13 protein-coding genes are annotated in these 14,140 nt (G+C 59.2%); 3 read left to right on the top strand and 10 right to left on the bottom strand.

Translation table 11 applies throughout. The annotated features are described in order from the left end of the window. Positions 1 to 4: 4 nt before the first annotated feature. The 10 genes from ACKTS9_RS10595 to ACKTS9_RS10550 form a co-directional block, all read right to left on the bottom strand. Positions 5 to 1,744 carry an Eco57I restriction-modification methylase domain-containing protein gene (locus tag ACKTS9_RS10595; RefSeq protein ID WP_407880691.1) on the bottom strand — a complete coding sequence of 580 codons (1,740 nt, stop codon included), beginning with the start codon at positions 1,742 to 1,744 and terminating at the stop codon, positions 5 to 7. Positions 1,745 to 1,857: 113 nt separating this feature from the next. After that, positions 1,858 to 3,030, bottom strand: coding sequence for an N-acetylglucosamine-6-phosphate deacetylase (gene nagA / locus ACKTS9_RS10590; RefSeq protein ID WP_407880689.1), 1,173 nt, complete (start codon positions 3,028 to 3,030; stop codon positions 1,858 to 1,860). 15 nt (positions 3,031 to 3,045) lie between these two features. Continuing rightward, on the bottom strand, positions 3,046 to 3,807 hold the full coding sequence (locus ACKTS9_RS10585) for an SIS domain-containing protein (protein WP_349217290.1): 762 nt from the start codon (positions 3,805 to 3,807) through the stop codon (positions 3,046 to 3,048). Between the two features lie 15 nt (positions 3,808 to 3,822). Continuing rightward, a complete protein-coding gene (locus tag ACKTS9_RS10580; RefSeq protein ID WP_407880686.1) occupies positions 3,823 to 5,076 on the bottom strand; it encodes an alkaline ceramidase in 1,254 nt (417 codons plus the stop codon). Continuing rightward, positions 5,073 to 6,326: an AGE family epimerase/isomerase gene (locus ACKTS9_RS10575; protein WP_407880684.1), complete on the bottom strand. Its 1,254-nt coding sequence runs from the start codon at positions 6,324 to 6,326 to the stop codon at positions 5,073 to 5,075. The genes ACKTS9_RS10580 and ACKTS9_RS10575 overlap by 4 nt, the downstream gene beginning before the upstream one ends. Before the next feature lie 58 nt (positions 6,327 to 6,384). Further along, positions 6,385 to 7,905, bottom strand: a complete 1,521-nt coding sequence (locus ACKTS9_RS10570; protein ID WP_407880682.1) for a sodium:solute symporter family protein — start codon at positions 7,903 to 7,905, stop codon at positions 6,385 to 6,387. 28 nt (positions 7,906 to 7,933) lie between these two features. After that, positions 7,934 to 8,725, bottom strand: coding sequence for a hypothetical protein (locus tag ACKTS9_RS10565; RefSeq protein WP_407880680.1), 792 nt, complete (start codon positions 8,723 to 8,725; stop codon positions 7,934 to 7,936). A gap of 27 nt (positions 8,726 to 8,752) precedes the next feature. Continuing rightward, the gene (locus tag ACKTS9_RS10560; protein WP_349217286.1) at positions 8,753 to 9,514 is read right to left on the bottom strand and encodes a glucosamine-6-phosphate deaminase; all 762 of its coding nucleotides are present in this window, start codon (positions 9,512 to 9,514) and stop codon (positions 8,753 to 8,755) included. 5 nt (positions 9,515 to 9,519) lie between these two features. Further along, positions 9,520 to 10,584: a LacI family DNA-binding transcriptional regulator gene (locus ACKTS9_RS10555; RefSeq protein WP_349217285.1), complete on the bottom strand. Its 1,065-nt coding sequence runs from the start codon at positions 10,582 to 10,584 to the stop codon at positions 9,520 to 9,522. 383 nt (positions 10,585 to 10,967) lie between these two features. Further along, positions 10,968 to 11,657, bottom strand: a complete 690-nt coding sequence (locus ACKTS9_RS10550) for a Crp/Fnr family transcriptional regulator (RefSeq protein ID WP_349217284.1) — start codon at positions 11,655 to 11,657, stop codon at positions 10,968 to 10,970. A gap of 95 nt (positions 11,658 to 11,752) precedes the next feature. Here ACKTS9_RS10550 and ACKTS9_RS10545 point away from each other — a divergent pair, with 95 nt between their 5' ends. From ACKTS9_RS10545 to ACKTS9_RS10535, 3 genes are all read left to right on the top strand, one after another. Continuing rightward, positions 11,753 to 12,430, top strand: a complete 678-nt coding sequence (locus ACKTS9_RS10545; protein ID WP_407880677.1) for a 4Fe-4S binding protein — start codon at positions 11,753 to 11,755, stop codon at positions 12,428 to 12,430. Between the two features lie 74 nt (positions 12,431 to 12,504). Next, the gene (gene fliB / locus ACKTS9_RS10540; protein WP_407880674.1) at positions 12,505 to 13,548 is read left to right on the top strand and encodes a flagellin lysine-N-methylase; all 1,044 of its coding nucleotides are present in this window, start codon (positions 12,505 to 12,507) and stop codon (positions 13,546 to 13,548) included. Between the two features lie 76 nt (positions 13,549 to 13,624). After that, positions 13,625 to 14,092 (top strand): hypothetical protein, encoded by a 468-nt coding sequence (locus tag ACKTS9_RS10535; RefSeq protein ID WP_349217281.1) that lies wholly within the window; start codon positions 13,625 to 13,627, stop codon positions 14,090 to 14,092. Positions 14,093 to 14,140: the final 48 nt, after the last annotated feature.

The raw sequence follows: 14,140 nt of genomic DNA, 5'->3' as shown, positions 1-14,140 counted from the left end.
GTCGTCACTCCTTTCCGTCCATGGGCTTGATCAGCGACTGAACAAATGCGATCTCCTCATGGGTGAGGCCGTATTTTTCGTACAGAGCCCGGTCCGTCCAGGCGCGGGAAAAGTCCTGTTCCGGCACCAGCGAAAAGCACTGCCGCGTCACATGCTGCGACACAGCCACCTGCCCCACCAGAAAGCGCACAAACCGGGTGCGCAGATACTGTTCCAAATGGACCGCTTCCCGTTTGCGGTCGAAGCTGCCCGCCACCAGATACGTCTCCGTACAGACTGTGCCCGGCGCCAGCAGTTCCATGGTGGACAGGATTCGGAAACGGCCGCTTTTGTCCGGCTGGCCCGCGTGCTCCGCGGTCAGATAAGACAGCATCACTTTCCACTGACCGATCATCTCGGCGCCTTTTCGGACCTCTTCCCGGGGAAAGGGCCCGGTTCCACCGTTGTACCGCAGCGTCAACGCGCCTGTTTCTCCGGGCCTTACATTGGTGGCCAGGCCAAAGGGCTTGCGGCTGGAAACCCGCTGGGCCAAACTCGGCTCGGCCAGAGCCTGTACCTTGTGCACAATGGACACGGCCGCCGGGTAGCGGATCAGTGTGGGAAATTCGTCCAGAAAACGCACGGCATGCTGCCGCGCTCCCTTGCGGAAATTGGTAAAGTCACAGGGTCCGTCGTACTCCCGCTGCCAGAGGAAATAGCATGCGCCGCCCGCGATGTCCACACCGGGGAAGCAGTCCAGCGAATTGGTATAATCCACCAGATGGGAAATGCGCCGGTCGTGAAGCATCTCGTCCCGGAAACGATCCAATCCCTTTCCGCCGGAGTACCACTTTGCGGGAATGATCAGGCTGGCACACCGGGGCGCCAGCGCCTTCGCCTGCTGCACAAACAGCGGGTACACCGGTGACGCACTGGCGCCGTTTCCGCCGTCCTTGCGCTGATAGGGCGGATTGCCCACCACCGCGTCAAAACGCAGCGTCCCATGCCCCCGCAAAAGAGCCTGATACGTCTCGGTTTGGCCCGTGCTCCAATTTTTCAACCGGCAGGGGCTTTCCGGTCTTCCCGGCGGGCAGGCAGAGACCGCATCCATCTGCCACAGATTCCAGGACAGCACCTCGGCCGCGGCCAGCAGCTCATGCTCCGCAGGCGCGCGGTTCAGGCGGTCGCGCACCGCCTCTTCAAAGGTGTGCAGCAAATTTTCCCGGGCCAGCAGAAGACTGTCGCCCTGAAACTCAAAACCGTACACACTGCGCACCGCCCGCAGCGCAAGACACATCCATTCCTCTTCGCTTTGGGCCGCAACGCCCGCAGCACGCAGTTTGCGGTCCAGCATTCCGGTTCGTTTGGAAAGAGGAATCCGTCTGCCGGTCACCGCATCGCGCCCGCCCGCCAGATAAGGCGCCTCGCCGCAGGCCAGCTCCAGCCGGGGCGCATCCACGTACTCCGTCTGCCCGCGCCCTGTCCAGAACAAATCCGTCAGATCATTCTGGGCGGCACAGATCCACGCGGGGGTAAACACTTCGCCCCGCGCGCGGGTGCGGCGGGTCTTCTGCTCCTGCTGTTTTTGGGCGCGGGGCCGCAGAACCGCCCGCAGCTCGGCCGTCAATTCCCGCTGCGGCGCAAATTCCGGTCCCAGCGGGGCATAATCGTCCACCGCCCATACAATGCGGCCGCCGGTGGTTTGGTCCCGCAGAAGCATCTCCCGCACGGAGGCGCTCCATTCTGATTTTTCTGCTTTTTTCATGGCGCTCCTCCCTGGCGATTGATAGCACTATTGTATCATTCCCATGCGGCAAACACAAATTGAAAATGCGACAAAAAAGGCGGGAGACCTGTGTCTCCCGCCCTGTGCTCTTGTTATTGCAACTCAGAAAACTCGGTGCGGCCGCCCACAACAATGTGCTTCAGCTGCACATCCTCGTCAAAGACCAGCAGGTCCGCAGCCTTGCCCACCTGAATGGACCCGGTGCGAGTCTCGATGCCCAGCATCTCGGCCGGTGTCAGAGACGCCATGCGCACCACATCGTACAGCGGAGCGCCGGTCAGCTTGCGGAAAGTGCGCACCAGCATATCGGTGGTCGCCACACTGCCCGCGAAGGCACTGCGGTCCATCAGCTTGGCCACGCCGTCCTCTTTGATGCAGGGAACGCCGCCCAGAGAATACTCGCCGTCGGGCATACCAGCGGCGCACATGCTGTCGGTGACCAGGCACACCCGGCGGGGGCCCTTCACCTTATAAATCAGCTGCAGCAGTTCTGCGGGCAGATGGCTGCCGTCCGCAATGGCTTCCACATACATCTCATCCAGCAGATAGCCCGCCTCGATGGCGCCTGCATGACGATAGGCATGCTTGCGCTGGACCGTGGTCATGCAGGAGTAGAAGTGCGTCAGGCACCGCAGGCCCATATCATGGGCGTGCATCACCTGTTTGCAGTCCGCATCGGAGTGCGCCAGGCTGGAAATCACGCCATGCTGGTGCAGTGCTTCCAAAAAGCGGTCCGAACCATCCAGTTCCACCGCAAAAGACCAGCGGCGGACGCGGTCCGTGCGGCGCAGCACCTCTTCGTACTCGTCCGGCTGCGGATTGCGCAGATACTCGGGGTTCTGGGCTCCGGCCTGAGAGGCTGCGAAATACGGACCTTCCAAATGCAACCCCAGAATGTGGGGGCAGCCCTCGCGCTCCAGATCCAGCTGATTGAAGCCGTCCACAAAATCCAGCAGATCCTGCCGGCTTCCGGTCAGGGTGGTGGGCACGATGCTGGTGGTGCCGTGCAGCATATGGCAGCGGGCCGCGGTATAAACGGCCTCGCCCCCTTCCATGAAGTCGTGGCCGCCCGCGCCGTGCACATGCACGTCGATGAAACCGGGCGACAGGTACATGCCCTGACAATCCACCGTCACATCCGCGCCGTCCAGGCAGGCGTCCGGCCCGAAGGCGATCGCGGAGATGGTGTCGTTTTCCGTCATCAGGCAGCCTTCGCGCACTGCGTCCGGCAGGACGATGCGCGCGTTTTTATAACAGGTTTTCATGATGGGATCGCTCCTTTACAGGCAGCGCACCGCACCGCGGAAGCGCTCCAGGAATTGGTTGTTCCACTCGTCGCCGCCCGGGCAGTTGCCGCTGCGCCAGACCGGCGGATTTACGCCTTCGTTGACCAGCATGTTGATGGCCTCGATGACCACGCAGTTCATCACGTAGGCGTTCGCATAGGTGGACAGGGCGCCGATCTTCTGCTCAAAGCCCGGAATTTCCAGCGTGGCGTCGCCCAGCTTGACCTTGCAGTCAATGCTGCAATCCACAACGTCGTGCAGATTCTTTTTGCTGGGATGACGGGCGGGATGATCCAGCGGGCAGGTTTCGGCGTGTTCGTGGCTGCTGACGCCGATGACCTTGGCGCCGTGCGCCTTGGCGGTCAGGGCCGCGTCGATGGTGGCGGAGTTGATGCCGTACGCATTGACGATCCACAGAAGATCGCCCTCGCCGATGCCGTAATCTTCCACTACGATTTTGCCGTAACCGGGCAGGCGCTCGGTCTGCATGGATTTCAGCGCACCGCTGCTGAGCATGGTCTCCTGGTTCAGAATGGCGCTGATGTGCATCAGGCCGCCGGCGCGGAAGAACACTTCCATGGCCGCCAGGTTGGAATGGCCGCCCGGGCCAAACACATATACCAGCTTATCCTGTTTGACCTGATCCGCGATCATGCGGGCAGCTTTCAGGATGTTCTCGCGCTCGGTGGCGCGGATTTCGTTGATGATCTTGAGAATTTCATCGTAGTACAGATCGGTCAGAAGTCCCTGTTCCATTTGTTTGTTCTCCTCTCAATATTCGTTTGCCAATGCGCCAACGCCATCGGCGATCACAGACTCGATGGCAGGCGCATAAGTGCCTGCCAGAGCAAAATACAACGCTGATCCCTCCGGCTCATAACCGCCGTGGGAAATCTGGCGCGCGGTGGCCAGATAGCCGATCATGCCGTTGCAATAGCCTGCGCTCAGGGCGCCGGGCACCTGCTCACGCGCAATGGCCGCGTACTTCTGCGCCACTTCGGCGTTGAAGAAAAACATCGTCAATCCGCCCAAATCCAGGCGGGAGATCTCCAGCGTTTCATGGTCCCGGCACTGTTTGCGGGTGATGGCGGCCACCCACTGCCGGTGCGCCTCATCGCCGCTTTTTGCCTCTTCCATGGACTGCTCCAGACCCGTCTGATCCAGCGGCAGCTGCCGGGTGGTGCGGGCGATGAAGACTTTCTCGCCCAGCGCGGTGCCTTCGCTTTGCAGCAGCGCCTCGCAATGCGCCGTGAACTGCCGTGCAAAATTCTGCACGCCCTCATAGCTCTGCGGTATAAACCGCTCGCCCAGCACGCTGTTGGGCCGCAGGTCTGCGGTGCAGCCCTGCAGGAACACGCCCACACTGTCGGGGAACATCTCGTCCAGCATGCGCAGCGTGGCGCCCGGATAGTCCGGATGCACCGCATTGCCGTTGGCGAGGTTTGCGTGGCAGGGATAGTGCACCAGCACGCCCTTCACGGTTCCGTCCGCCCGCTCCAGACGCACCACCGTCAGATGGTGGTCGGCCGGCATGTCATAGTTGGGCCACATGGCAATCCCGTCGGGCGTGTGCACCCGGCGGTACACGTTCAGGGCACATTCGCCCCGGTGCACGGTTCCGCGCACCGGCTCCACGTTCTGTGCCGCTGCGCACGCGGCGGTCTCCACCTGCGTGTACAAAAATTCGGTGTACTCTGCGTCCACCGTCTCCAGCAGAGGCGTAAAGTTGCCGCCGGTGCCCGGGCCGCTGTGGTTGTGGGAAGCGGTGAACAGGATCTGCTCTTCCTTCACCCCCAGCGCCGCCGCAAGGCGGGGCCGCGCCATGGCGACAAACTCACTGTTCCACCACAGCAGATCGCCGTAGATCAGCACCGCCCGGTCCGAACCGCAGCGGTAGTCGTGCACGCGGACATAAATGTCCTCCAGCACGCTGTCAAAGGGGGTGGTCCGGGTGGCATAGCCTGCCAGCCGGACCGGCCGGGGCGGGGTGATGGCCCGCTTGGCCGTTCCCAGCTCCATGTTCATTCCGCTTTCCCCTCTTTCTCATACAGTTCCACCACTTTGATAAAGTCGCGCAAAATGTGGAACGGATCTTTTACCGGCAGCGCCACCAGCTTGTCCTGCGGGCTGCCGTCCCGCTGACGGATCTGCACCCACTCGCCCAATTCCTTGTTGGGGAAGGTGGAGAAGGCATAATCCGCAGACTGCTGATACAGCGCCTCGAACTCCTCGTCGCCGGTGAGCTGATACAGATACGAGAAGATGTACAGAAGTTCGGAATGCGGCCACCAGAGCTTCATGTCCCAGGTATCCTTCACCAGCTCCTCATACGGTGTGCCGATGCAGTCGCCCCTGGGCGCGCCGCCCTCACGATCCACAAACCGAAGCAGGCCGCCGTATTTCTCGTCCCATCCCAAGTGGAAGGTGCGCTTTGCGATCTGCGCAATGCGGGGCAGGTATTTGTCCAGTTCGCCGTACTCCTCAAGGAATTCCAGCAGGAACCAGGCGTCCTCCAGTGTGTGGCCGGGGTTGATGTGCCGGTCCAGCAGGCGGGTATAGCTCTTGTCATCCGAGAGATGCTCGCGGATCAGACCGTCGCCGTCGTACAGCACATCCAGAATGAAATGGACCTTGCCGCGCACATACGCTTCCTGCTCGGCCACGTCCAGGCCGAAGGAACGGCGCATATCCATGTACTCCTGCACGGTGTTCACCAGAATCATGGGAATGCCGTGGACCTGATATCCATCGGGAACGGGATAGGGCTCGGTGAGGAAGTCGCCGCTCTCCACCCGTTTTGTGATGCTGCGATACAACCGGTGCGCCACGTCGGCCGCCTCGGTGTTTTGTGTCATTTTCGCGTACTGCGCGCTGCCGATGAGCGCAAAGCAGTCCGCATAGATGCTGGCATCGTAACGGCCGGTGGGCTCGTCCACCAGTTTCTCGCCGTCCCGCGTCAGCAGATAGCAGCAGATGTCATCCGGCCCGTAAATGGATTTGTCCGCCAGAAAACGGAAGGTCTCATCCATCAGGGGTTCCAGCTCCGCCGGGTCCACCTTGGGCAGAACTCCCTGTTTCGCCAGACGGTACACCCGCGCCAGCACCCACAGCCAGCGTCCCTGAGACCAGGTGAACTTGTTGTCGCTGAGGCGCTGGTCGCCGTTGTTGTTGATGCAATTCAAAATGCCGCCCTGTTCCCGGTCGACAAATTTCAGCCAGTACGGCAGGAAATTGTCCTGAATCTGGCTGACATAAAACGCTTTCCGTTCATTCATATCCATTTCAGTTCACAATATCCCCGGCCGAAACGGCCGGGGATCCTTTCTTTTACACTTATTCGTCTTTGCCCAATTTTACCATCAGGTCTTCGATTTCCGGTTTCACCTGCATCTTCAGGGCATACTTGTTGATCAAGCCGATGCCCGCATAGAACACGAAGGATACCGCCAGAGGAGCGATCAGCGCGATGTCCGCTTCCATGGTGAAGCCCATCTTGGTCAGTACGAATACGCCCAGGCCGGCCAGCACGGAGATGATGGCGGCTTTCGCGTCGCAGTACTTGAACGCGGGGAACAGGCCCAGCAGAAGAGGAATGGCCGTCGGTCCCAGCAGAGCGGAGAACCAGGTCAGAATCAAACCGGTGACGCCACCGAAATAGTCACTGAACAGAGCCACAAATACGGTCAGAGCAGTGAAAATGATGGTGGTGATACGCGCATACCACAGGGATTTGCGCTCGCTGGCCTGCAGGATCTTCGGATTGAAGATGGGCAGGATGTCACGGGTCAATACCGCAGAGATGGTGTTCGCGTCGGAGTTGCACATGGTCATGGTGTTGGCGAACATGGATGCCAGAACCAGGCCGACCATGCCAACCGGCAGGAAGGTGTTGGTCAGAGTTGCATACAGGCTGGCTTCCGCAGTGGCCTGATCCATGCCCGGGAAGAGCAGGGGTCCGCACCACATGGGGAAGAACAGGATGAACGGCCAAACCAGATACAGAGCTGCGGAGAACAGACCTGCTTTTTTGGCCTCCTTGGCGTCGCTGGTAGAAATGAAGCGAGCAGCCAGGTTCCAGGTACCACCACTGTAGCTGAAGAAGATAACGAAGAAGTACAGCAGAGTCCAGCTGAGAGAACCCTGGCCGCGGCCGGCGTTGAACACGGACACGTTTGCCTCGGGCAGAGCGCTGAACACGCTGAAGAAGCTCAGACCATAGTCACCCAGTTTCATGATAACGCCGATGAACAGGGCCAAGCCTGCGGCCACCTGCACGATGAACTGGATAAAGTCGGTCCACAGGTCGGCCAGAATGCCACCGATGGCAATGTAAATCAAAGAGATCAGGCCGGAGACGATAACGCCGACCCAAATGGGCATACCCGTAAAGCCGTGGAGCAGGATGCCGATGGAAGTCCATTTTGCAGCAACGTCCAGCAGCTTGCTGCCGATACCGGAGATGGCGATCAGCAGCTGAGCAGCGCGGCTATAGCGCATCTGCAGATATTCCGTCGGGGACTCGATGCCCAGCGCGCGGCGCAGACGCGGCCAGCGGGGGATAATGGTCACCGAAGCCAAGGCCGTTGCCAGAGCGATGTTGACCGCCCACCAGAAGTAGATGGACATGCCCTGCGCATACGCGATGCCTGCGTAACCTACGAATACTACGCCGGAATAACCGGATACGTGATGGGAAATGCCCGACATCCACCAGGGGATCTTGCCACCGCCAACAAAGAAGTCCGTGGAACTGTTAATGTTCTTGCCGGACCGAATGCCGACCCACAGGACCAGCACGAAGAACAGCACGACCACTACCCAGTCGAGCCAATGCATTGTCATTGTTTCTGCCATGTTTTGAATTCCTCCTTCTTAATTTGGTTCAATGTTTGTTTGTGTCCAGAGCTTTCAGCCGGTCATCCCGGTAATGCTCTGTGAATACACGACTCTTCTCGCTCCCTCCCTCCGCATGCATTTTTTCAGTCACCTGAATATACTGTTTCACTTGCTCCTTTGAAAAGTAGCCAAGTAAAAAAGCATCCAATTGCTTGTCCTGGTTGGAAATGGTGCGGTTCCACAGATACAGGCAGCCGCCAAAAACCGCCACCGCCACAAAAGGCGCTGCAAAATACAGCACGAAGGACCCCAGCATCGCTTCCAGCTGCGGGCCAAAGGCCACCGCTGCCAGCACCGCCGCCGCAAGCACTTCCACGGGGAGCAGCAGCCCCACCAGCGATTTCAGGCTGTTTTTGCGCCGGAAATTTTCCAGTTCGCGCACCACCGCCGCTTTCTCAAAATCCTGCCCGTATTTTTCTGCCAGTGTCGGATTGATCATGACCTGAAAAGGTTTTTTCCCGTTCCACAGCGGGCTGACCACTTCCACCGTACGGTGCAGAAATTCGTATTTGGCCATTTCCGGGCAGTGATAGAACTCTGCGTTGCAGTCGATGGGCAGTTCCAGGGCAAACGGTTCGGGCGTGCCGTAGCGGTTTCTCGGTTTGGGAAGAACAATAAATTTCCGCACCAGTGCTACCGCCGCAAGCAGCCCAAGAAGGAGAAGCACAACGCTCAGCCAGACCATCCCGCGGGCAAGCCAGGCACCCAGAACAAAGTCCAGCACCAGCACCGGAACCGTGCCCAAAATGTACCACACGTTCGGGGACTTCAGTTTCATGTTCTCCTCCTCCTTTTAGGAATTGTGTTATTCCGCCAAATCTCCCGCGCAGGCTTTATCGATGTACATACGCACATTGTCCGTGCGGCGCAGGATGCTAGCCGGGCAGGCCGTGCTCACAGGGCCGGTCAGAGCCGCCACCGTGGCGTCGTGTTTTTTGTCGGACGGCACGATGCAGAAAATGTACTGGCTGGCCATCAGGCGGGGCACCGTCACGGTCAGTGCATACTCGGGCACTTCGTCCAGCGTGTCAAAGCATTTGTCGTGCACCTGCTGCTGGCGGCATACCAGATCCAGTTTTACCTTTTTAATGACTTCCTTGTCCTCAAAGTCCGCCACAGGGGGATCGTTGAACGCGATGTGTCCGTTCTCGCCGATGCCCATGAACGTCACATGGGTGGGAGCATTGCGCAGCAACTGGCCGTAGCGGGCCGTTTCCTCTTCCACCGGGCGGGACCCGTCGATCAGATTCACGCTCTTGAACGGGACCTTGTTGAAAATGGATTCGCTGAGGAAATGATTAAAGGATTTCTCGTGGCCCAGCGACAGCCCCACATACTCGTCCATGTGATAGCCGTTCACCCGGTTCCAGTCGATGCCGGGCTGTTTGCACAGCTCTTCCAGGAACTCCGACTGCGAGGGAGCAGCCGCAAAAATGCAGTTGATCTCCGGCTCTTTCTCCAGAAGCTCCCGCAGGCAGGCAGCGGCTTCCTCGGCTGCCACACGGCCCATTTCGGCGCGCGTATCAAAAATTTTCAGATCCACTTTGTCATACTGTTTTTCAATCAAAGCGATTACCTCCTTAACCTTCTATACACCTTTCTCACGGATCGCCGCTCGACGAGCGTCGGTTCCATCACTACGTTTTCCTGGGCGCATCCGGGCTGCTCAATGGCATCCAGCAGCATACGGGCAGCCTTTCGGCCCATCTCATGCGACGGCTGGCTGATGGTGGTCAGCGCGGGTTCCACAAAATCGCTGATATAGATGTTGTCAAACCCGATCACCGAAACATCCGCCGGCACATACACGCCATTGGCCTTCAGGCACTGGATCATGCCGATGGCCGTCATATCATTGATGGCGAACACTGCGTCCGGCAGGCATTCGCCCTGTAAAAGCATCTTTCCAAGTTCGTATCCGTTGCGGAACTCCGAGTTCTCCGCGCCTGCGTCCGTGGAACCTTCGTACAGAAGCATCCGTTTGGAATTGAACCGGATCCCGTTTTCCCGCAGAGCCGCCTTATACCCTTCAAAGCGCTGCTTGCGGCTGCGCCGGTCCATGGGACCGCTGGCAAAGGCGATATCCCTGTGTCCGCACTGGATCAGATAGCGGGTGGCCAGCAGGCCGCCCTGGTAAAAGTCAAACCCCACATTGAGCCCCGGATATTCCTCATAGGTCTGGTCAAACAGCACACAGGGAATCTCCAGCCGGCGAAGCTTGTCCATCAGCGCCTCGTCCATGTGCATGCAGGACAGCAGAATTCCGGACACCTGTTTTTGCCCCAGCATTTCAATGTGCTGCGACTCCAGCCGGCTGCTGTTCTGCGAAAGGCACAGAATCGGCACATAAGAACGCTGAACGCATTCTTCTTCCACCGCAGACATCAGGCTCCCGTAAAACGGATTGACAATGGACGGCAGAACCACGCCGATCTCTTTTTCGCCCACGCCCGATTGAAGCATTTTTCCAATCAAATTGGGTTTATAATTGAGATCCTGCGCCACCTGCATCACTTTTTTCCGCAGCTGCGCACTGATGGGGTAATCGCTGCCGCTTAATACCCGTGACACGGTTGCTGTGGACGTACCCGCCGCCCGGGCCACATCCACAATGGTGCATTTTCTGTTTTCGCTCATGAGCTCTGTCCCTTTCGGTTCAGTAAACGTTTTCTATATCATACCAGACAAAAACCCTTTTGTAAAACCAGCTTTTCTTGTTAAATGCGAACAGATTCCTTTTGTAAAATTACTGTTTTTTTCAAAAATTTCTAATTTCAAAGCACCTTATGGTAAATTTGTTTCCGGGTTTTCGAAAAAAAGAACGGCTTTCCCTCTCGAATTGTGGAAAATCCCTGATTTTACGGACATTAATTTTTTACTGTCACTTTTTTTATTCGCAGAAATTTGTTACTGGAAGCGCTTTCCAGCGGTTGTGCAAAGCTTCTAAAATCAGACCAATTTCATGGTCTGAATGCACAAACTTTCTTTTTTGTGTAAAAAAACCGTAAAATCGCGCTTTTTCAAGATCCCTTTGGCACCTGTTTCTGCGCCGGACGACACAGTTCAAAGTGGTTTTTGTGAAACCGGAGCAAGCCATCCCGCTGCGCCCGGCTCAGTTCGCCGGACAATGCACTGCGCTCCACGCACAGATAATCCGCCAGCTGCTGCCGGTTGAACGGGATGTCAAATACATCCGCTCCCTGACGCACGGCCTCGGCGGAAAGGTAGGACAGCAGCCGCTCCCGAATGGTGTGCGGGGTGATGTGGCCGATTTTCCGGGTCAGCACCAGATTTTTGGCAGCTGCCGCCTGCAGAAGATTGTGCAAAAACCGCAGATGCGGCCCGCTGGCCGGCATGTCTTCACGCCACAAACGGGCCGGCTCCAGAAACAGCACGCAGGTTGGCTCCGCCGCGGTCACGTCCACCAGCAGCAGCGCATCCGGCACACAGGCATAGGCTTCCGCAAACACCTGCCCCGGCCGCACATGGTCCAGAATGTTCTCGTTGCCCCACGCATCCCGGCGCACCACATTGGCCCCGCCCCGCAGCACAAGCCCCAGCGCGGTCACCCGCTGGCCGGTGCGCAGGATCGTCTGCCCTTTCTCGTACTCCTTTTGCCCGGCGCTCAAATCCCGCAGCAGCACCGCACGCTGAGCTGCATCCAATCCCGCAAACAGCGGAGAATCGCTCCACTGAGAAAAATTTTCCATGGGTTTTCGCTCCTTTCGTTGTTTTAACAACATACTTTCTTCTTTGATTGTTGTACAATCACGAAGAAAAGTCAACGGAGCGGAGGAACTTTCATATGATTCGAAAAATCATTCACATCGATGAGGAAAAATGCAACGGCTGCGGCCTGTGTGCCAAAGCCTGCCACGAAAATGCCATCGGCATGGTAAACGGAAAAGCCCGCCTTCTGCGGGACGATTACTGTGACGGTCTGGGCGACTGTCTGCCCGCCTGCCCCACGGGGGCCATCACCTTTGTAGAGCGGGAAGCCGCGGCCTACGACGAAGCGGCGGTGCGCGCCAATCAGGCGCGGCTGCGGGGCGAAGCCTGCGGATGTCCCGGCAGTCAGAGCCGGAAACTGAACCCCTGCGCGCCGGGCGGAGCGGACGTTCCCTCCCAGCTGCGGCAGTGGCCGGTACAGATCAAACTGGCGCCGGTGCGCGCGCCGTATTTCCAGGGCGCGGATCTGCTGGTGGCCGCGGACTGCACCGCCTATGCCTATGGCAACTTCCACCGGGATTTCATGCAGGGGAAGGTGACGCTGGTGGGCTGCCCCAAGCTGGACGCGGTGGATTACGCCGAAAAGCTGACGGCCATTTTGCAGGAAAACGAAATTCAAAGCCTGACCGTTGTGCGCATGGAAGTGCCCTGCTGCGGCGGTATGGAGCAGGCCGTGCGGCGTGCGCTGGCCGCCTGCGGAAAGCCGCTTTCTTTGAAGGTGGTCACCCTGTCCACAGACGGCCGCATTCTGTGAGAAAACGAACAGCCGCCCCCTCGCTGAGGGGGCGGTTTTGTGTTATGATAGAGGGCGTGAAAGGAGCGAGGAACATGATTCTGTGTACGCCCGCGTGCTGTACCCGCTTTGCCTGCATTGCGGACCGCTGCGAGGACAGCTGCTGCGTGGGCTGGGAAATCGCCGTTGACAGCGCCTCTCTGGCCCGGTACGACAGCGTCCGGGGTGCCTTTGCCCAAACGCTGCAGGACAGTCTGATTCGCACGCCCCAGGGAGCCTGTTTCCGGTTGCGTCCCGACGGGCGCTGCGCGCTGCTGAACGACGCGGGCCTGTGTGAGCTGTACATCCATCTGGGAAAAGACGCTTTGTGCCAGATCTGTGCGGATCATCCCCGCTTTTTTGAATGGTACGGTCCGGTCAAGGAGGCCGGCCTGGGCTTGTGCTGCCCCGAAGCGGCCCGGCTCTGGTTTGCTCAGCCGCTGCCCTTCTCTCTGGTGCGGCAGCCGCTGGCGGAACCGGAGGAGCCGGCACCCCTCTGGTACGAACCGCTGGAGCGGGTGCGCGCCTGTGCCTTTTCGCTGCTTCAGGACCCGGAGCGGTCCTTTCCCCAGCGGCTGGCCCTTGTGACAGCCCTGTGCGGCCACGCCCAAACCTGTGTGGACCGGGACCGTCCGGAAGATGTGGACGCAGTGCTGGCCGCCTACGCGGACCCTGCGCCGCTGCTGGAGTCGCTGGCACAAAGCGTAGCGCCGGCGGACGATTGCCGCCGGGAGGTTGTGGAGCTGTTCCGCGGCCTTTCCGCCTTGGACCCGGGCTGGACCCGCCGGTTGGAACGCTGCCCGGCCGTGCCCGGCTGGGACCCGGCCGCCGAACCCTGGCTGGAACGCTTCGCCCTGTATCTGGTATACCGTTATTTTCTGAAATCCTGCCTGGACGGCAACGTGCTGGGCCGCGGCAAATGGATGACCGCCGCCTGCCTGCTGCTGTTTGCGTTGAGCCGGGACGGGACCGACCCCGTGCTGCTGGCCAGGGAGTGGTCCAAAAACGTGGAATACTGCCCGGCCAATCTGGACCGGCTGGATCTTGCCGTGCAAAAGTTTTCCGCGTCGTCTTTGCTGGGAATGCTTGTGTCCCTGTAAGGGCGGCCGGCATTGCATTCCCGCCGTTTTTCCTTTACAATAACAGCAGCTTTATTTTCATTGGGAGGCATGTTTTATGGCCGGTTTACTGCTTGGAGCTCTGTTCGCGCTGGGCGCGCTGACCCCCAGCTTTCTGCTTGTATTTTTTCCCCCGCGCAAACGGCCGGGGCAGCTGCCCGCTTCGGAAGGGCCCCTGACCGCCATGGAGTACGCAGGCCGGGCCGGGTGCCTGCTGGTGTGCTGCTTTTCCGGCGACATTTTCACCCCGCATTTCGGCCCTCTGTTCTGGCTCTCGCTGGCATTGCTGGCGGTGTACTGGCTTTTGTGGGTCCGTTTCTTTCTGGGCGGACGCAATTTCCGCCTTCTGTACGCGCCTCTGGGGCCGCTGCCCATTCCCATGGCGGTGCTGCCCGTGTGCCTGTTTGAGGTCATGGCTTTGTGGGGCCGCAGCATCGGCCTGGCGCTGGTGGCGCTGGTGCTGGCACTGGGGCATGTGCCCGCCAGCTGGCGCATTGCTCAGGCGCTGAAACACCTGCCCGATTGATTGCAAACCCCGCGCGGGTATTATATAATGACAAAAGCGATTGTATCA

This window comes from Owariibacterium komagatae (genome assembly GCF_045865535.1).
In the GTDB taxonomy this organism is placed as follows: Bacteria; Bacillota; Clostridia; order Oscillospirales; family Ruminococcaceae; genus Ruthenibacterium; species Ruthenibacterium komagatae.
Note: the sequence above shows the minus strand (reverse complement) of the source record. Positions and strands in the feature narration are given on the sequence as shown.

Coding starts and splice junctions, on each gene's coding strand:
- ACKTS9_RS10555 (WP_349217285.1), bottom strand. CDS start 10,584: ATGAGCGAAAACAGAAAATGCACCATTGTGGATGTGGCCCGGGCGGCG.
- ACKTS9_RS10580 (WP_407880686.1), bottom strand. CDS start 5,076: ATGAACATGGAGCTGGGAACGGCCAAGCGGGCCATCACCCCGCCCCGG.
- ACKTS9_RS10545 (WP_407880677.1), top strand. CDS start 11,753: ATGATTCGAAAAATCATTCACATCGATGAGGAAAAATGCAACGGCTGC.
- ACKTS9_RS10585 (WP_349217290.1), bottom strand. CDS start 3,807: ATGGAACAGGGACTTCTGACCGATCTGTACTACGATGAAATTCTCAAG.
- ACKTS9_RS10565 (WP_407880680.1), bottom strand. CDS start 8,725: ATGAAACTGAAGTCCCCGAACGTGTGGTACATTTTGGGCACGGTTCCG.
- ACKTS9_RS10535 (WP_349217281.1), top strand. CDS start 13,625: ATGGCCGGTTTACTGCTTGGAGCTCTGTTCGCGCTGGGCGCGCTGACC.
- ACKTS9_RS10570 (WP_407880682.1), bottom strand. CDS start 7,905: ATGGCAGAAACAATGACAATGCATTGGCTCGACTGGGTAGTGGTCGTG.
- ACKTS9_RS10575 (WP_407880684.1), bottom strand. CDS start 6,326: ATGAATGAACGGAAAGCGTTTTATGTCAGCCAGATTCAGGACAATTTC.
- nagA (WP_407880689.1), bottom strand. CDS start 3,030: ATGAAAACCTGTTATAAAAACGCGCGCATCGTCCTGCCGGACGCAGTG.
- ACKTS9_RS10595 (WP_407880691.1), bottom strand. CDS start 1,744: ATGAAAAAAGCAGAAAAATCAGAATGGAGCGCCTCCGTGCGGGAGATG.
- ACKTS9_RS10550 (WP_349217284.1), bottom strand. CDS start 11,657: ATGGAAAATTTTTCTCAGTGGAGCGATTCTCCGCTGTTTGCGGGATTG.
- fliB (WP_407880674.1), top strand. CDS start 12,505: ATGATTCTGTGTACGCCCGCGTGCTGTACCCGCTTTGCCTGCATTGCG.